We start from the raw sequence: 17,795 nt of genomic DNA, 5'->3' as shown, positions 1-17,795 counted from the left end.
GATACCTTTGTCAACTCGGTCTACGTCTTTGATGACCGGGTCGTGCTCAATTTCAACTTCACGGACGATTCCAAAACAATCTCCCGTGAAGAGGTGTTGGGTTCGAGTGCTGTGGAGAATTCTCCACCAAACGTAAGGCCGTTTACCTGAAAGGGTAAGCGGCTTTTTCTTGTATCTACGTGCTTTTTAATATGCAATAGTGAAGCGAATTCACTTTTGCATATTGATAATGAAACGTGTAGGAGGCCCCCTTTTCAGTCGTTTGTAGCGAGTTTGTAGCAGATCTGTAGTAAAATTCGGGGAGTAACGGCAAAATGGCCTCAGAAACCCGATTTTTGCAGATTTTTTGGTATAAAATTTTATCCTTGAATTTTGTGCAGAATAACGGTGGTGCTTTTCATTCGGATTCTGATGCCGTATAATAAAGAAAAGATCATGGATGAAAGGAGAAATCGCTGTGCGCTACACCATCAGGCATTTTGATTTGCCACTGCTTACCTTTGAAGCAAACATGGACAGTGCAGATACTGACCTCCATATTATAAAGGTCTACGAAGAAAACCGTTCCTTTTTACCTTTGAACCTGACTGTATCAGAAGATGGTGTAGAACGCTGGCTGCGGCATCGCACAATTCCGAAGAACCGAGCGTATGTAGATGCTCTGCTCTCTAAGGTGGGGCTTTCTTTGAATCGTCCGCTGGGAATTATCACCGTCTGCAAAGGACTTTCACTCAATGATTGCTTTTGGGTAGATGCAGAGGGCTCCGGTGACACCTTTGAAAAAGTAAATCTTTACGATAACCGATTCAGTCAGGTGCTGGCAGCAATCGCCTTTACAGGATATGGCAGCAGCATACGAACTTCGCTTGCGTCCTGCCCGGAGTTCTCAACCAACGGGATGTTGCCAAAATGCTGGCGCAGACAAAACGGAAAAATCTATCTTTATAAAGGTGGCACGTCAGGGTTCAGTAATCTGGGATTTGAACCGTACTCGGAACTGTACGCTTATCAAGTTGCACAGGTGATTGGCGTGAATGCGATTCGCTACACCCTGACAAAAGATCTGAAAAAGACGCTTTGTTCCAAGTGTGAGCTGTTCACCAGCAAAGAGCATTCTTATATTCCCATCGGACAGCTTGTGTCCAAAGGCGGAATAAAAGCGATTTTAGCGTATTATCAGACGTTAGGGCAGAACTTTGTGGATGCACTGGAAGATATGCTGGTCTTTGATGCAATCATCTGCAATACAGACCGCCACTATGGAAATTTTGGTGTGTTGGTAGATAATAAGACCAACACGATTGCGGCACCCGCACCACTGTTTGACCACGGAAACTCGCTGTTCAGTCTGGGCGGAACGGATCTTTGGGACAACCAGAAAGCATTTGATGAATATGCCCGCACACTGCTTCCGCTTGCATACGATGATTTCTTTGCAGCTGCAAAGAGCGCAATGAAACCTCGTCACCGTGCGATGCTCCATAAGCTGCTGGATTTCCATTTTGACCGCAGAGCGACACGTTATAATCTGCCGCCAAATCGCTTGAAGATGATCGAAAAAGAGGTACAGCGCAGAGCAAGAGTGCTTTTAGGGTGAAAAAGAAACCGTCAAACGTAAGAGATTGCTATCTCATGCGTTGACGGTTTTATGGTTTGTGGGGATATTATTCTTCTGGCAGAGCCAAAACTTCATCCTTGACCAGTTGATTGGCCTTATCAAAGGCTTCAGGTTTCGATTATCTGGTTGGCTTTCGGATGGAGATAGACTTCATCCGGCGTTTTGAATTTGGGCGTGTGCCCGACAGCACGTTTCAGGATATCTTTGCACGAAAAGAAAACAGAAAAACAATAGTCAGCAGACGTAAAGCTATCATAATTTGAAACAAAAGCTCTTGACAGAAAGCTATTTGCAAAATATCCTTAAAAATAAGCAGAAACATTGACCTCTAAAAATAAGGAGCGGACGATGGCATTTGAATTAGGCGGACGCGCTGATAAGTTTGGCAATCGATACGAACGAAGATATTTCGTGTCTCTCATGGCAAAGGTTTTGCAGGGCGGCCTGCTGAGTGTACAGAGTGAGCCCACAGGTGACGATGAAAGCGGCACGGATATTATCGTAGAATACCAAGGCGGAAGGAAGGATTTTCACCAGTGTAAGGCATGCAACGGCAGCAATGAGCACTGGACGATGTCTGCGTTAGCACGGCATAAGGTGTTTCAGCATATCAAGGAACATGTAAAGACGGAGCAGAATCACTTTGTGTTTGTGACTGCACTTCCCTTTGTGGCGCTGAATGATTTGTGTCTGGCGGCCAGAAATTCGGACTCCTGTCAGCGCTTTGTAACGAATCAGCTGACGACGCATGGCCGAAAAAATCTATTCGATCAGTGGCGAAAAAATCTTGGACTGGGAGAGACAGCAGCGGATCAGGAACAGGCTGCATTCTATCTGCGGCAGTTTGAAATATGTACGCTCAGTGATGATTCGGTAGAGGGAGATCAGTGGAAATACGTGCTCGGCAGTATGTTCACCGGGAACCCGGATGATGTCTATGATGTCCTTTTGAACCTGACGGAGAACGATAATTATGGCAAAACGCTCACGGCGGGGATATTGCAGCAATATCTGGAACAGCGGGGATACCAGCGCCGACTTCTGGCCGCCGATACCAATATCCCGCTACAAATCGAGCGTCTGAATCATCGGTTCAAGGCTCACTTCCGCCCCATTGGCGACCATCCTTTTCCTATACAAGAAGCTCACATGGCATTGCGGGCGATTTTGACGGGCAAAAATGTTTTACTGCTTGGCGAAGCTGGCATTGGTAAAAGCGGCTGTGTACAAGCATTGCTGGCGGAGCTGGACAAGAGGCATATTCCATACCTTGCACTTTCTGTTGACCAAAAGGTTCCCCAGGGCACACCGGAATACTACGGCGAAGCTTTGGGGTTCAAGGCTTCGCCAGTGCTTTGCCTAGAAAGCCAGTTGGCCAGTGGTCAAATGGGCGTTCTCATCTTAGACCAGTTGGACTCCCTTCGCTGGGCGACCCGTTCCTGCGAAGAAGCACTGGATGTCTGTGGAGAGATGCTGCGGCAGGTGCAGGCTTTGAGCTACAGTGGAGACCGGGCTGTCCGGGTCGTTTTAGTCAGCCGCAAGTTTGACTACGAGAACGATTTGGCACTGCGCAGGCTTTGCACTCTGGCAACCCCTGAGCAGTCCGATCCATGGGAACAGATCAAACTGCATGCATGGGACGAGGAACGAGTGGAAATTTTTGTAGGCAAAGAACGTTATGCCCGTATGCTGCCAGCCATGAAGCGCATTTTGCGAACCCCCTGTTACTTATACATCTGGCAGTTCCTGGAGGATGCACGAAAAGATAATGCGTTTACTACTCCGGTTGACCTGATGAAAGAATGGAAAACGCAGATCATTCAGCATGGAGAACAAAAAAACATCCACGCAGATGCCATCGAGTCATTTCTAAACGCTTTACTGAGCTTGATGCAGGAAACTCCTTGTGTCCCGGAAATGGCTCTCCCGGGCAACCAGCAGGTGCAGGAATTCCTGATTTCAGAAAACGTATTATACAGAAATGAAGGTTGTTTGGCATTTGTTCATCAAAGCATGGCCGATTACCTGAATGTAGAGTGCTGGCTGCAAGATATTCTGCACAGGAAAAAGGTGGAAGAACTTCTGCCTTCGTACAATGCCCAGGGGCCGGAATATCGGGTGCGGCTGCAGATGCTCTGGCAAGTGTTGCTGCGCGCTGGCACAACATTGTTTTTAGACAGGGCCGAAAGCTTTTTGGCCAGCAAAAACATCCGTTATTATTACAAGTGTACCGTTTGGGAAGCGCTCGGGCAGATCGATGTCCCTGGAGAAAAGATCATAGCGCTTATTCGGGCACACTGGAACGAAGATGCCTGGAGAGAAACAATCCTGCACCGCGTTTTCTGGGGGCATAGTGCGTTCATTCGGCAGTATGTGGCCGCCGGATTCGTCGCATCCTGGACCGACCCTACGGCGTTGTGGTTGCTGCGCCCGCTTGTAACGAGCGACCAGGCTTTTGTAAGAGAGGCCGTGCTGCCCTGTATTGGAAAAACACCAGAAAACGACCAGAATATCTTAAGGCTGTTCTGGATGCACAAAAATCTGGAACGCCAAACGGTTGAACTATGCCTGCAGATTCTGAAAACACAGCCAACCCTGGGGCTGAATACCAGTGAGTACGAATCCTGGGTGGAAACATGCCCTGATAAGGCGGTGGAATATCTGGCTCTTGTTTTTGGACAAACATTGTCACATCAGGAATATATCGCACCAAAATTCATGGAACTTTCCCAGAAACGCCCCAAGGGTGTACTGGAAACTCTGTGTCCGTTGGTAATTGAGGCATCCAAAGGGGAGGAGGTTTGGATGCAATGGCGAGCATATAATAGACATTACGATGGTGTGCGCTGTTACGTAAAGCTGATACAGGATTCGTTGCAGCAGCTGGTACAGCAGGATCTGCCGTATGTGGAAAACTTTGTAGTGAATCACCTGCATACAGTATCTTGGCTGGAACATGAATGGATCTTAAAAACGCTCCTGCTTTTACCGGAACGAGACGCCACGCTAGCCTATCAATGGCTGATGGAGCAGTTCCCGGAACACTTTCTAGACACAACGAGCCCGGAAGAGCGGATGATGACCTATGCGGCAGAGGTGTTGAAAAAGTTTTCTCCCTTCTGGTCCGATGCCCAATTTGACCAAATGGAGCAGCGTGTTGTTTCCTATCACTCTCCCGATATGCTGGAAAATGCACGAGATCGGTTCAGCTTGAAAGCGTATTGGCCCTACTGGGGTAGCCTGCAGGAAGCGCTTTTGCCCGCGATGGATCCAGCCAGAAGCAAAAGCAAAGCGCTGCAAGCTGTGCTGCAGCGTCGGAAAGAACAGGGTTTTGGAGATGTATGGTATAAAAAAGGAGGACTCATAGAAAGTTATACAGTTCGTTCGTCCATTGCAGATTATACAGAAAAGCTGAGCGATGCGGCATGGATCCGATTGATCACTTCTGACATGCCGCATCTATCACCTCGTGATACCATTCAGCAGCACTTCCGTCGGCCGGGACTGGAATCCTCTCCCAGAGAGTTTGCCCGGACACTGGAAAACTTTTTCGTCACAGAGCCTTTGCGGCTGGCTGGTATTGCAGAAAAACTACCCGAGCAGATTGATGCGCATTATTCGGCGGCAATTCTGAATGTATTCGCCAAAAAAGAAGTATTTGATGCGGTCGGGTTTGAAACTGTTGAAGCTATTGCAGAAAAATTCACACGCTGCATGACAGCGGAGATGGAGTATGAGCTGGCTTCAGGATTTTGCGGTTTACTGATCAACCACCCGGACGCCCCTTGGTCTGCTGAGAGCTATCAGCGTCTACGCTTTCTGGCTGTTGCGCATAAAAACCCGCAGGAAAACATGTACAATATAACATCGGGTAACGACCCACAGAACAAATCCTGCCAGTGTCTCCGGGACAACGTGCTGAACAGCATCCGGGGGTATGCGTTCCGAACGATCGCAGAAACTTTATGGAAGTACCCGGAAAAAGTAGAGGATTGGAAGACCGTCCTCGAGCATGGTCTTCAGGATCCGCATCCTTCGGTTCGCTATGCCGTGATAGATGCACTTGCAGCAGTCAGTAGAGTAGACAAGCCTTTTGCCTGCGAAGGCTATTGGGAAGTTTTGCAGCAAGATCCGCGCTGCATTTTACACTATACATCCGGATGGTTTATCATGCAGCTTTACCCAGTCCATCCGGAAGAGTGCCGTGCCTGTCTGATCTGGGCGTTTGAGCAGAGCGAAACGGAGCAGGATCTTGTTCGTAATGCTGCCCATATTCTGGCTGAGCTGTGCATCAAGGGAGATCTCGATGTCCATGCCTACCTTTTCCAACGGCAGTATATGCCAGAGCAGGCCTATGGAATTTTGGATCAGTGTTTCGACGACCTAAACCAGGAGCCTAAGAACACCGCTGCCAAGCGGTTGCTACTTTATACGCTGCAAAATTGCCAGGAAATCCCGCAGCATATCGTGTGGCAGTATTGTCGGGAGCCTGGGCCTCACGATCCGGACGTTTTACGGCTTTTTGTGGAACGGTGTGCAAACCGGGCTGAGTACGCTTTAATCCATTTTTTTCTGGAATCCAGAAAAGAAAACAGCCCTGCTTGGTGGGAAAATCTGTACACTTTTTGCGCCCGGGCCTGTGCGGATGCAACTAAGAGATATGGCCTTGCCGTTGATGATTTCTGCAAGCTTCCGTTTTTGCTGCTGGAAACAGCGGCTACTGTGCAGCAAAGAGAAAAAGCTCTGGACGTTTTTGATGAAACTTTCCGCAGCAATGTCATCCAGATGGAAAATTTTTTGCGGGAAACCAATCGATAATATAAAAACAGAAAACATCGTGTGTTGTGCATAGCGTAATTCTCATATAAAGCTCTTGCGAATATACTCCTGCGGGAGTATAATTGGAGCGAGGAGGTGGTTCTGTGGAAAAAACAATTTATCACGGTTCGGATCATATTATTGAAAAGCCAAAGTTCGGCTATGGCAAGCCCTACAATGACTATGGCATCGGTTTTTACTGCACTCAGAACCCCAACATGGCCAAAGAGTGGGGTGTTGGCATCGACCACAATGGCTACGCTAACCGGTATGAAATCGAATGCGACGGTTTGACCATTCTGGATTTGAACGCTCCCGGTTACACGATGCTGCATTGGCTGACGATTCTTTTGGAGAACCGCGAATTCGATACTTCTGCCCCGCTGGCCGCAGAAGCCAAAGAATACCTGATGAACACTTTTCACCTCGACTATAAGTCTGCTGATATCATCATTGGCTACAGGGCAGATGACAGCTATTTTTCCTTTGCATCTGATTTTATCAACGGCGCAATCTCTTACCGCCAGTTGTGCAATGCCATGCGCTTGGGCAAGCTGGGGCAGCAGTTCGTGCTGAAAAGCAAAGCGGCCTTTGAACAGCTGGAATTTCTCGGCTATGAGACCGCAGACTCTAAAGAATGGTATAAGAAAAAGGCCTTCCGTGACCAGACAGCCCGCCGCCAATATCTTGACGTGGAGCGCAACCGCCGTCAGAGGGGAGACCTTTATATTACCACGATTCTCGACGAGGAGATGAAGCCCGATGATCCACGCTTACGATAAAAGCTATCTTTCTGCTGCACAGAAAAATCTTGCCCGGATGTTGGATTATCTTGTCAACGATCTGCATTATCCGTTGGAGACGGCATGGCAGTGGTTTGTGACCAGTGAACTGTCTGCCCGGTTCGAGCAGGGGGATTGTTCTGTGTTGGTGGGCGTGTCCGGTGTAGAACTTGCCCGCGCTGTACTGGAGCAGGCGGGCGAAGCCGTGCCCATGCAGAAACCCTCGTATGCCTACGACCGCAGCCCGGAATACTGGACAGGCTGGGCTCTTGCCTATTACCAGTGGCTGACCGGTCTGCGCTTTGCGGAGATTGAACAGGCAGTGTCTATCACGGAGGTGCGGCTGCTGTATACGCCCTACCACGAGATGGATGTACGGCAGTTTGCAGACAAGATGAACGAGTTGTACCGTGCGGCAAAGCCGGAAACAAACCTGAAAGCCATGCGCACATTGGCCGGATTGAGCCAATCGGAACTGGCAGGGCAGGCTGATGTGCCTGTGCGTACCATCCAGCAGTACGAACAGCGACAGAAGGACATCAACAAAGCACAAGCAGAAACGCTGCTTCGCCTTGCGCGTGCGCTGAATTGCAACGTAGAGGATCTGATGGAGAAAGTTCCACCGCTGAATTTTATCGCAAGGCAAGAAAGTAGTGCAACATGAAAACAGCATATTTGCGATATGCAATTCAACGCTGTTGCCGTTGCATTAAAAAGTTGAATTGCAATAAATAAGAATGAAGCGATGAGACCTGACACAGATTGTGCAAAAAAAGAAAGCTGCCATCCATAAGAGAAAGATTCTCACGGATCGGCAGCTTTTCTCTTTGAAGTTGTTATGCCTTCGTTGTGGTCAGAACTTCATCATTGACCAGCTGATTGGCCTTATCAAAGGCTTCGATCATCTGGGTCGCTTTCGGATGGAGATAGACTTCATCCAGCGTTTGGGATTTGGGCGTGTGCCCGACAGCGCGTTTCAGGATATCCTTGTTGACGCCTGCGCGGTCACAAAGGCTGGCGTAGGTATGGCGGGTGGTGTAGGGCGTATAAGTGGCGAGCTTCCCGGTAAACTCCGGCTTGCGCTTACCATTTTCGTCGTAAGGATTCGGCTGGATGACAATTTCCTCCAGGAAAGGATAGAACTTGCGGTTACGCCAGTTCTTTTCGTTCCAGAAATCGCCTTTTCCATTGGGAAAGAGCGGACCGTTTTCCACAGAGGTGGCATACGCATGTTCAAAAACCGGGATGCCAAAGTCGAGAATGGGAATGATGCGGTTGCGTCCGGCTTCGGTCTTGCAGCCGCCGATCAGATAGGCACCGGATTCCGTGCGGTGAAAATCTTCGTGTTTGAAGTGCAGCAGCTCATAGATACGCACTCCGCAGGCCAGAAGAGCAATTACCATCTGCCTGGTGGGCGTGTTCTTTTGGCTCAGGATCAGCGTTACCTGTTCGTCCGTGAAAATCTCGCGTTCCGGAGATTTGCGCCCTTCGACTTTCAGGACAGATGCAAGGTTGGCATCCACGACACGCCAGCCAATGGCTGTGCGATACAGCTTACTGATAAGAGTACGCTCTTTTTCCAACATACTTTGAGACAGTCCGTTATCGGCCATCTTATCAAGGATGTTTTGGAAGTCTTGCGCATAGAGGGCGGCAAGTTTGAAGTGCCACAGCGGACGGAGATATTTCCACGCAATGTCATAGAGCTCGCGAGCCTTATCGGACCGGCCTTTATATTCACGGGACTCTTTGAACATCCGGAAGCAGTCCTGAAGGGTGGAGTCCTGATAGGGTGTGGCCGGACGCTTCATCATTTCGGCGCGGACAGCTTCTGCTTCTTCACGGGTGACGTAGGTGCCAACAGCCTTCATGACTGTAATTCCGGTGTGAGGATCAGGGATCGGCATTCGGAGCAGCCATGGTTTCCGGCGTGTTCCGGACATTTTCGTAATGCTGTCATTGCCAGATGAGGCTTTCAGCCGGGGCGATTCTCGTTTGGCTGGAACGGCAGGTGGAGCTACTGCACCGGGGGATGGCGCTGTGCCAACGGGATGACCGCAGGCAGAGCAGAATTTAGCGGTATCTGAGATTTGATGACCGCAATTTTCACAGAACATAGAATTGAACCTCCTATTGCTTTGAACTTGCTTCAAAAATGCCCCCGGCATCTGGAGGATGCCGAGGGCGGATGGTCGAATTAGTTGCGGGCGCGGGAGAGCTGGTAGTCCAGGCTCTGTTCAGCCGTGAGACCATTCTGAAGCAAGCTAACCAGATTGGGGTAGAATATGTAGAGACGAGATCTGTTCGGTACGTGGCTTATGTAACCGGCGGCTACGAGGTTGCGGAGACTGTGGTATGTTATATCATAACCTTCGCTCCGTGCACGACGTGCGGCACCTGTTAGTGTAAGAAAATCCTGCGGCTTATTAACCATAATGTTTCTCTCCTTTCGTAAAATGATGGAAAGCACAGGCGGCTTTTCATAATAAGCATATCTTTTTGAGATATAGGACTCTTAAAGGGCGATTAAGGGTACCAGGGAAGATCTGGCATTTTTGAGAAGTCATAACGCTCCAAAGAATGCAAATCGGGTTGTACTTCCTCATATTGGGCGTTTAAAGGGGGAACGACATAAAATCTCCTTTTCACTGTATTTTGTTCAATCATTGTTTTCCATTTCTTCAGCGATGCGGACGAGGACTTCCACCAAGACGGTGCCAACTTCTTTGACGATTTCGGACCAAAAGTTCATAAGGCTTTCTCCTTTCTGCGCAGCTGCGCTTTAAAATACGATGGTAATAATGATAGTGGTGGTGCGGAATAACAAAATGCTCACCTCCAGACATAAAAAAGCCCCTGAGTCTTTCGACTCAGAGGCTTTGGATCATGATTATTATATCTGGGTGAAAAATGGAAATTTGAGAAAGCTAAAGAGAGGGATTTATCATAAAAAATTATAATGCAGGACGTATTTGCGCTAGAAGAATCCGGTCCGCCGGAAGCCACGGAACAGAATCAAGCTCCTCTTTAGTCAGCCAGCGTGCAGCCTCGGCTTCTTTCAGCACCAGTTCGCCGGAAACTACTTCGCACCAGAAACAGTCCATGGAAAGATGGAAGGCGGGATAATCGTATTCAATGGTGTCGATAAGGTTGCTTACCGCGATCTTGGTATCCAGTTCTTCCCGGATCTCTCGTTTCAGTGCCTGCTGCGGGGTTTCACCCGGCTCGATTTTGCCGCCCGGGAACTCCCATCCGCCCTTGTACTCGCCGTAGCCGCGGGCGGTGGCATAAATTTTATGTTTCGTCTGAATATCGTCGCAGATCACGGCTGCAACAACGCGAATCATTTTCATGAAAATCTCCTGAATTATTTTTCATAATAGAGCGGACAACCCAGTTTTCTCAATTTGGATTCGATTGCTCCTGTAGAACGTTTTAGAATCAAAGAAATTCGTTTGACGCTGTTCCCCTGCTGGTGGAGCCGCAATAATTCACGTTCTTCTTTTTGCGACCATGCTGTTCCAGCGCGAGAATAACGCTCTGCCTTTTTGTTTCGAGGAAGAGACTTCAGATATTCAGCGGTAGATTCAATGGAGCAATGTTCCAATACGATTTTTAATGCTTCTTGAATTTCTTCCTGAGCACAACTATCATTTTCAGACAGAATCCAACCGGTTAAAGGATTAATACCTTTTGCAAGAGTTTCAATTATGGTGCGAGCCAGCATATCGTCCATAGTATGTTACCCCACGATCAATTTGTTGGTCTTTTTGAGGAACTTTGCAGGAATCGGGCGGTCCAGCTTCCATGTGATGTTCATGGGGCGGGAGCCCTCGTGCTTCACATAGTTCACCGTGCCCAGATAGGTATACGCTCCTGCACCGCCAAAACGGGCCTCTGCCTTGAACTCGCGCACGAACAGCAGCACCCGGCTTCCTTTTCCCGGTGATGGATGTAGCGCTGCCCGGTGGCAGAGTTTTCGGCGGTGGTGCTCTGGCTCTGCCAGTGGAAAAGGCTTTCGTTGATGGAATAATCCTTGTACATGGTGGTGGGGGAGTAATCCTTGTCCGCTTTGTTCAGGGTCACAAAGAATACGTCCAGCTGTTTTTCCGGCAGCCACTTCACGCCCTCGCGGACAGTGGCAGGCTTCAAAAAGTCCAGCGCCACCAGCAGCTGGTCACGGGTATAAGTACAGTGCAAATCCAGCGGACAATCAAAGCCCACATCCACCGGCTCGTCAATAAAATCGATGCGGTCATATTGATACTGCAAAAGTGCCTGCAGCTCCCCCAGCAAAACGGGACTGTCCGAAAGGGAATACAGGTCTGCAAGGACCTCCTCATCGTCCCAGCTTTCTGCAGTTTTGCCCCAGAGAGTCACATAGAACATTTGCAGCATCCGCTTCTCTACTGGCGATAGAGCCGCAAAGTCGGTGTTATCCAATTTTGGCAGAAGCTCCAGCAAAAACCGGATCCATCTGCGGGAATCTGTCACGGCAAAACGTGCAAAGGCTTTGGCCACAATCTCTTCAAGTGGCTCTGCAAAATCAGGAGATACACCGGCCAAAAATCGCAGCCGGGAAAAACAAAGGGTTTTATCTTTGACTTTTTTGCTGTAAATTGCACGCGGGTCGAGATGGTAGTAGTCGAGGAAATTGCCAAGGGTCAGCGGCAGGCCGGTGTCCTCCGTGAAGGACGCAACCCGTGCCACAAGCCCGGAGGTGCGGTCGTAGGAAGCGCTGATGTTATCCAGTACATATTTTGCGGCAATTTTCTCCAGCTGAATATAGCAGCCCTTGGGTGCAGAGACAAAGCCCTCTTTGAGCTCCCGACTGACGCTGCGGGTAGTGTTCGAGAGCAGTGCTGCGAATTTTTCCTCAAAATTATACTTTTTGTTGGCCTGTCCGATGAAATCCAGAACGGTCAGGCAATCCTTGTTTTCTGCCAGACGTAAGCCGCGCCCCAGCTGCTGCAAAAACACGGTCAGCGACTCGGTAGGGCGCAGGAACAGCACAGTGTTCACCTCGGGGATATCCACACCCTCGTTGTAAATGTCCACTACAAAGAGGAATCGGAGTTCCCCGGTAACCAGCCGCTGCTTGGCGGCGTTGCGCTCCTCGTCAGGAGAATCGCCGGTCAGCGCCATAGATGGAATGCCGTGGGTATTAAAGTAGCGCGCCATAAATTGGGCATGAGCGATGGAAACGCAGAAGCCCAGACCCTTTACCTCGTCGATATCGGTGACATATTTCAGGATGGAGTTCACCACAAGGTCAGCGCGGCGCTCTGCCACCATGCCGCTGAGGGTGTACAGGTTGGACAACTCGTTTTTATCGTAGCCGCCGGTACGCCATTTCAGGCTGCTCAGATCTGCCGTGTCAGTGACGCCGAAATATTGGAAGGGACAGAGCAGTTTCCGGTCAATCGCTTCCGGCAGACGGATCTCGGCGGCAATGCGCCCGCCGAAATAGTCCAGAACGCTTTTGCCGTCCATGCGTTCCGGGGTAGCAGTCAGCCCCAGCAGGATCTTCGGCTGGTAATATTCCAGCAGCTTCTGGTAGGTGGGCGCAGCTGCATGGTGGAACTCGTCCACAACGATGTAATCGTAAAAATCTGCTGCCGTTTTGGCGGCAAGCTCCTGAGAATTGAAGGTCTGGATGGAAACAAACAGATGATCAATGCTGTCGGCTTTGTGGCTGCCCACATACAGCTCGCCGAAATTGGCATCTTTCAGTACCGCCCGGAAGGTGTACAGGCTCTGCTTCAGGATCTCCTCCCGGTGTGCCAAAAACAGTAGACGGCAGGGCTGCCCCGGATGCTGCCTGCAGAAGCGCTTGTAATCCAGTGCAGAGATCACAGTTTTGCCGGTGCCGGTGGCGGCGACTACCAAGTTGCGGTTGTAACCCCGAACGGTGCGCTCGGCATCCAGTCGGTCCAGAATTTCCTGCTGGTAGGAATAGGGCAAAATATCCAGGGTATAGATCCCGCTGTGGTCGGCCTCGCTGTATTTTTCGGCTTTCAGGGCGCGGGTCAGCCTTTCCAGCTGCCCTTCATCGTAATATTCAAACTCGCTGGAGTTCCAGTAGCTTTCAAAGGTGGCTGCGATCTTTTCGATGGTCTCCGGCAGGTCCTTTCGGGTCACCTTGACGTTCCATTCCAGACCGCTGGAAATTGCCGCATTAGACAGGTTGGAGGAGCCAACATACGCTGTGGTAAAGCCGGTGTCCCGGTAAAACACATAGGTTTTTGCGTGCAGGCGGGTACGCTTGGTGTCATAACTGACCTTGATCTTTGTATTGGGCAGCGCGCGCAGCTCCTCGATGGCTTTTACGTCCGTAGCGCCCATATAAGAGGTGGTGATGATGCGCAACTCACCGCCGCTTTGCACAAACTGCCGTAGCTCGTCCATGATGAGGCGCAAGCCGCTCCACTTGATAAAGGAGACCAGCATATCAATGCGGTCGGCGGAAACGATCTCCTTTTTCAGCTCCGTGTACATCTGCGGCTCATGGATAGCGCCGGTAAACAAGGAACTTTGCGCAATGGAGGTCTCCGGGCGGTCAAGGTCCTTTGCGCTTTTTCCTGTAGCAAGGCGCGGGTCATTCTGCTGCAAAAGCGCAAGAAGCTGCTCTGCACGCTGGTCAACGCCCAGCGCGGCAAAGTCAGGTTCTTTGGTGGTAGTCTGGATGGTGCTTACGATCTGGTTTGCCAGAGCAATCTGTGCTTCGATGCCGCCGCCATTGTCCTGTACGTTGTCGAGGCCTTTTTGTACCACTTCGGTCAGGTACTGCGCCAGCACTTTAGAGGCTTCCGCCGTGTCGATGGGCGCAGTGGATTTACGGGTTTCCGGAACCTCCGAAAGCTCGCGGTTCAGCGCATTGTTAATGACCTGTTCGTACAGTCCGGGGTAGAGCATCGGTGCACTTCCTTGCCGTTTTCTTTTATTATAGCGCCCGTCAGAAGAATATTCAATGATCGAGAATAAACCGCATCTGATTGAAAAAGAAGTTTTTTGATCTCAGAAAATATACTGTAGCTGCATTGCTTTTATAAAAAATAATAGAGGTCGTGATAATTTGTATGGTGCTACAATAAAAAGAGACTGATGCAGTGCAACAGTCTCTCGATAGCAATGAGGCTTATATAACGGGTGTTTTTTTATAAAAATCCGTAGCAGCGCCTCCCATTCCAAGAGTGGTTTTGATGCCAACTCCGCCATGGGATACAAAAGAGAGCAACGCGTTCCAAAGTTCCAGAAGCGGCGGCGCAAGGCGTGCCTCGATGGTCACATTGCCTTGAAAGGCTGGAATGCGCGTTTCTTTCAGCAGATAACGTGTGGTATGGAGATTATAATCCACAATATGAAGCCCTTGCTGTAAAGCCTGCAGTGCATCAGAATCGATAAGGGCATATTCTGGAAAGGCAGCGTTCCAATGCGCAATCAGACTTTGCAAAAGCAGAGTTTCCTGCGGGAAAATAGTATAGCGGCCGGACTGCTTGAAGGCGCAAGGCGACAGAAAAGCAATTTTGGCACGGGTTTCGCTGCGGGAGCGCCCAGAACGAATCAGCTCTTCAGCGGAGATTGCCGGAAAGGTACGGACCTCTGAAACCGGGAGAGTCAATTCATGCAGAGGGATTTCCTTTGCAGATTCCAAAACGGGAAAAACTATCTGTCGAGCAGCGTCATTCAGCAGGTTGACCGTCCAGATCAAAGACTGTTTTTCCGGCGAAAAACATAGAAAATGCGCAATGGGGTGTTCCCCTTGCAGATGCATCTGCTCTCCAAATTCAGAAGAAATCTGTGACATCAGCCAGCCATACAGACGATAGGACCACGACTGGGGAATCCGCACATCATTGGGCGGAGATAAAACCAGTTGAATCTGCTGGATCATAAGATACTCACCCCGCAATGTCCATAGGGATAAAGCCGACCACGAAAACGAGCATATTTCATGGTGTGCGGGGAAATGCCATTTTCGGCATCACGCTCATGCTGGTGGTTGCGGAACATTTGTTTCATTTGTTCTGCCGTCCAGCGCAGTCCCTCTTCTTCACCCAGATAGGGGTACGCCAGCGACTTGGCAAAGAACCCGGAGCCGCCGCCCAGGATCAGATAGGGCTGCTGCGGCAGGTTGACGGCACCGCGCGGCAGGGTAAAATGCCGAGCGTAGGTCTGCTGATAGTATGCATCGAACTGTTGGATGGATTCCAGCAGAGAGTCTTTTGTAATGCGGCCCTTCAGCACAGACTGATCCAGGGTCAGCTTGAACCGGATGGCTGTGCCCGGTGCGGCGCATTCCCGGCAGAGGTTGATGCTGTGGGTTCCGCCGTCTGTGGCGGAGTCTGTTTTTCCGGCCAGCATCATGCAGTTGTCCGAGATTGAGAGGCTGTCGGAAACCTGAATGCCACGGAAAATGCTGTTGACGGCGTCCGAAGCGATGCTTCCATGCAGATGCAGCTGGTTGACATATTTCTCTTCCGGAAAGGCGACTCGGCGGTTTTGTGCAAGGATGTGTCCGGTGCTGCGGTCAGCCAATACCGCACTCAGCAGCCATGCAGTACGCAACGCACCCTTGATGCTGCTGCCGGGAATGTAGGCATGGCCCTGCGCATCACGCTGGAAAGCATGGATCTCTTTCAGCGAATGCTCAGCATCCAGCGCATCTCCCACCTCGATCTGATAGCGCGTCAGCGTTTTCAGTTCTGCATCGGAAATGCCGCAGTCTTTGGTCAGAAAGGCCCAGAGATTGGACTGCTCGCTAAGCATAAACTGTCCGTACTTGTCCACCAGATCGTGCTCGACTAGAAAGCTGAAAAATTTTTGCTCGTCCAGAAAGGAGACTTTGCCATTGCGGGTGTTGTACATGTACTCTTTTTTGGTATAGCTGCTACCATTGCCAACAAACAGAGGTGCCCATACATTCAGAGTAAGGTCAAAGATCTGCAGATGATCCTGCTGAATCATAATGTCACCCCCATAAAGATTGGCTTGGAATAGCGGTATACCGGATGCACATCCGACAAACCAACATCATACAAAGCACCCTGATAACGATTTTGCAGGACAGAACCTGCCGAAAGGGCATACTGCGTTTTTTTCTTCAGTGGAGTTTCCACACGATCGGATGCCATGAAGCCGCTACGACGTACCAACTGAAAGGAGGCACTCTCTAATGCATTATCCATTTCATCTGCCTGCGGCAGGCTGGTGCTCAGCAGCAGATAAGGAGCATGCTCGGAAGAAAGTGCATGATACATCCACTCCGTCTGCTCGTCAAAAGGTTCGTTCAGATAAATCTTAGCCACGACATGGAACTTTCCATAACCAGAGCTGACTTTGCCGCCGATGCCGGTAGCGCCCAGCCAATCCAGCAAATACTCCAGATCTTCATCCTGACCATCTTCGGTAAATCCGCAGATGAAATACAGTCCGCAGTCCGGCGCAAAACGGAACAGTCCAACCTGATACGGCATGGTATCCCCCTGCATGGGAACAGCTGCCTTGGTCTGCTCATAGTGGGTGCCAAAACTTTCCGGTTGCTCGTCAGGGGTAAAATGACCTTCATGCAGACTTCTGGCGTAGCGGTCAAATTCCAACACAGGGATCCAGGCTAGCTTTTTTACCTTTTTACGCAGAGTGGTTTCCACTTCCTCAGTGGATTCTGACGCGGCAATGGGTTTTGGCAGGTAAAACGTTGCGCCATACCAGGGCATTGTATCGCTGAGCAGGAATTTTCCCTGCCGGACCTGCGCACAAAGCTGTTCCAGGGATTCTTCTCCGTGCTGGACGAGGGCCTCATGGCAGAGGGCAGAAAACAGGGTATCTGCCCGCAGGGTTTCTTCGGAGGTATAAAGTGACAATGCAGAGTCGGCTCCTCCGAAATGAACAGCTGTGTCAAACTGAAGCTTAAACAGAAAATAGTTCATAACTATCCACCTCATCAAAGAGGGATTTCAGGCGGCTGAGATCCGCCTGTGCGCCATAGCCTTCCAGCGCAAAGTTTTTCAGGCTGACACGGCCGCTGCCGCGGGAACCATGGCCGCCCAGATAATCCATCTGCAGCAGCTTCATGCCTTTGGCCAGAAGAGAAAGATCTTCCTCGACCTGTGCCGGGTCGGTTACATCGTAAACGATGCTGACGCCAAACTTTGCACCGGCGATCACACGTTCGATCTGGCGGGGATTGGCTACAGAGTTGGCACGGGAAATTGCGTTCTCGGTCTTGACCTCGGTCACACCCACATTGGAAAGCTCTTTTGCATTGGACAAAAAGGCATCCGCAAACTGCAGGCGGGAACGACGCACCGGTTCCGAGGAACCGAACAGACGCAGAATGCGCTCGTCGTCCTTGTCGAAAGCAGGCATGTTCTCAATATCCTGACAGGTGCTGCGGGCCAGCAGGGTGCGCAGTTTGCCTTTCAGACTGCTGCCGGGTACGATGGGATAACCGGTATAGGGGTCACGCACCACCGGGCTGTCCACAGCACCAATGGCAGAAAAGGCAGAGGAACCGCCGATGTGCATACCGGTGCGCACTTCCAGATCGCACCGGATCAGAATTTTTCCATACATAA

Annotated in this window: 11 protein-coding genes and 1 pseudogene; 4 read left to right on the top strand and 8 right to left on the bottom strand. The window is 50.2% G+C overall.

Translation table 11 applies throughout. The annotated features are described in order from the left end of the window. Positions 1 to 457 precede the first annotated feature (457 nt). The 4 genes from AAAU26_RS10425 to AAAU26_RS10410 all read left to right on the top strand — a co-directional run bounded on the left by AAAU26_RS10425 (position 458) and on the right by AAAU26_RS10410 (position 7,882). Positions 458 to 1,597 (top strand): XRE family transcriptional regulator, encoded by a 1,140-nt coding sequence (locus tag AAAU26_RS10425; protein WP_227618867.1) that lies wholly within the window; start codon positions 458 to 460, stop codon positions 1,595 to 1,597. A 369-nt stretch (positions 1,598 to 1,966) separates the two neighbouring features. After that, positions 1,967 to 6,436: a hypothetical protein gene (locus tag AAAU26_RS10420; RefSeq protein WP_227618866.1), complete on the top strand. Its 4,470-nt coding sequence runs from the start codon at positions 1,967 to 1,969 to the stop codon at positions 6,434 to 6,436. Between the two features lie 104 nt (positions 6,437 to 6,540). After that, entirely contained in the window at positions 6,541 to 7,218 is a 678-nt protein-coding gene (locus tag AAAU26_RS10415; RefSeq protein WP_217210424.1) for a DUF3990 domain-containing protein, read from the top strand. Beyond that, positions 7,199 to 7,882 carry a helix-turn-helix domain-containing protein gene (locus AAAU26_RS10410; protein ID WP_217210425.1) on the top strand — a complete coding sequence of 228 codons (684 nt, stop codon included), beginning with the start codon at positions 7,199 to 7,201 and terminating at the stop codon, positions 7,880 to 7,882. Before AAAU26_RS10415 ends, AAAU26_RS10410 begins: the two co-directional genes overlap by 20 nt. A gap of 172 nt (positions 7,883 to 8,054) precedes the next feature. Here AAAU26_RS10410 and AAAU26_RS10405 read toward each other — a convergent pair whose 3' ends face one another. From AAAU26_RS10405 to csm3, 8 genes and pseudogenes are all read right to left on the bottom strand, one after another. After that, complete coding sequence (locus AAAU26_RS10405; RefSeq protein WP_227618865.1) at positions 8,055 to 9,335, bottom strand: site-specific integrase; 1,281 nt, start codon at positions 9,333 to 9,335, stop codon at positions 8,055 to 8,057. Between the two features lie 837 nt (positions 9,336 to 10,172). Next, on the bottom strand, positions 10,173 to 10,571 hold the full coding sequence (locus tag AAAU26_RS10400; RefSeq protein WP_227618864.1) for a (deoxy)nucleoside triphosphate pyrophosphohydrolase: 399 nt from the start codon (positions 10,569 to 10,571) through the stop codon (positions 10,173 to 10,175). A 14-nt stretch (positions 10,572 to 10,585) separates the two neighbouring features. After that, positions 10,586 to 10,954 carry a hypothetical protein gene (locus AAAU26_RS10395; protein ID WP_147323237.1) on the bottom strand — a complete coding sequence of 123 codons (369 nt, stop codon included), beginning with the start codon at positions 10,952 to 10,954 and terminating at the stop codon, positions 10,586 to 10,588. Positions 10,955 to 10,960: 6 nt separating this feature from the next. Then, positions 10,961 to 14,133: pseudogene (locus tag AAAU26_RS10390) on the bottom strand (DEAD/DEAH box helicase). 223 nt (positions 14,134 to 14,356) lie between these two features. Continuing rightward, positions 14,357 to 15,112, bottom strand: coding sequence for a CRISPR system precrRNA processing endoribonuclease RAMP protein Cas6 (gene cas6 / locus AAAU26_RS10385; RefSeq protein ID WP_227618863.1), 756 nt, complete (start codon positions 15,110 to 15,112; stop codon positions 14,357 to 14,359). Then, on the bottom strand, positions 15,109 to 16,185 hold the full coding sequence (csm5, locus tag AAAU26_RS10380) for a type III-A CRISPR-associated RAMP protein Csm5 (protein ID WP_227618862.1): 1,077 nt from the start codon (positions 16,183 to 16,185) through the stop codon (positions 15,109 to 15,111). Before csm5 ends, cas6 begins: the two co-directional genes overlap by 4 nt. Beyond that, complete coding sequence (gene csm4, locus AAAU26_RS10375; RefSeq protein WP_227618861.1) at positions 16,182 to 17,147, bottom strand: type III-A CRISPR-associated RAMP protein Csm4; 966 nt, start codon at positions 17,145 to 17,147, stop codon at positions 16,182 to 16,184. The genes csm5 and csm4 overlap by 4 nt, the downstream gene beginning before the upstream one ends. Beyond that, positions 17,128 to 17,793: a type III-A CRISPR-associated RAMP protein Csm3 gene (gene csm3, locus AAAU26_RS10370; protein WP_227618860.1), complete on the bottom strand. Its 666-nt coding sequence runs from the start codon at positions 17,791 to 17,793 to the stop codon at positions 17,128 to 17,130. Before csm3 ends, csm4 begins: the two co-directional genes overlap by 20 nt. Positions 17,794 to 17,795: the final 2 nt, after the last annotated feature.

Source organism: Faecalibacterium longum, assembly GCF_040094125.1.
In the GTDB taxonomy this organism is placed as follows: Bacteria; Bacillota; Clostridia; order Oscillospirales; family Ruminococcaceae; genus Faecalibacterium; species Faecalibacterium longum.
This window is presented reverse-complemented; position numbering and strand designations above follow the sequence as displayed.

What these genes read in the sequence shown, in the direction of transcription:
- csm4 (WP_227618861.1), bottom strand. Translation starts at nt 17,147, where the DNA reads ATGAACTATTTTCTGTTTAAGCTTCAGTTTGACACAGCTGTTCATTTC.
- AAAU26_RS10405 (WP_227618865.1), bottom strand. Translation starts at nt 9,335, where the DNA reads ATGTTCTGTGAAAATTGCGGTCATCAAATCTCAGATACCGCTAAATTC.
- csm3 (WP_227618860.1), bottom strand. Translation starts at nt 17,793, where the DNA reads ATGTATGGAAAAATTCTGATCCGGTGCGATCTGGAAGTGCGCACCGGT.
- cas6 (WP_227618863.1), bottom strand. Translation starts at nt 15,112, where the DNA reads ATGATCCAGCAGATTCAACTGGTTTTATCTCCGCCCAATGATGTGCGG.
- csm5 (WP_227618862.1), bottom strand. Translation starts at nt 16,185, where the DNA reads ATGATTCAGCAGGATCATCTGCAGATCTTTGACCTTACTCTGAATGTA.
- AAAU26_RS10395 (WP_147323237.1), bottom strand. Translation starts at nt 10,954, where the DNA reads ATGGACGATATGCTGGCTCGCACCATAATTGAAACTCTTGCAAAAGGT.
- AAAU26_RS10420 (WP_227618866.1), top strand. Translation starts at nt 1,967, where the DNA reads ATGGCATTTGAATTAGGCGGACGCGCTGATAAGTTTGGCAATCGATAC.
- AAAU26_RS10410 (WP_217210425.1), top strand. Translation starts at nt 7,199, where the DNA reads ATGATCCACGCTTACGATAAAAGCTATCTTTCTGCTGCACAGAAAAAT.
- AAAU26_RS10400 (WP_227618864.1), bottom strand. Translation starts at nt 10,571, where the DNA reads ATGAAAATGATTCGCGTTGTTGCAGCCGTGATCTGCGACGATATTCAG.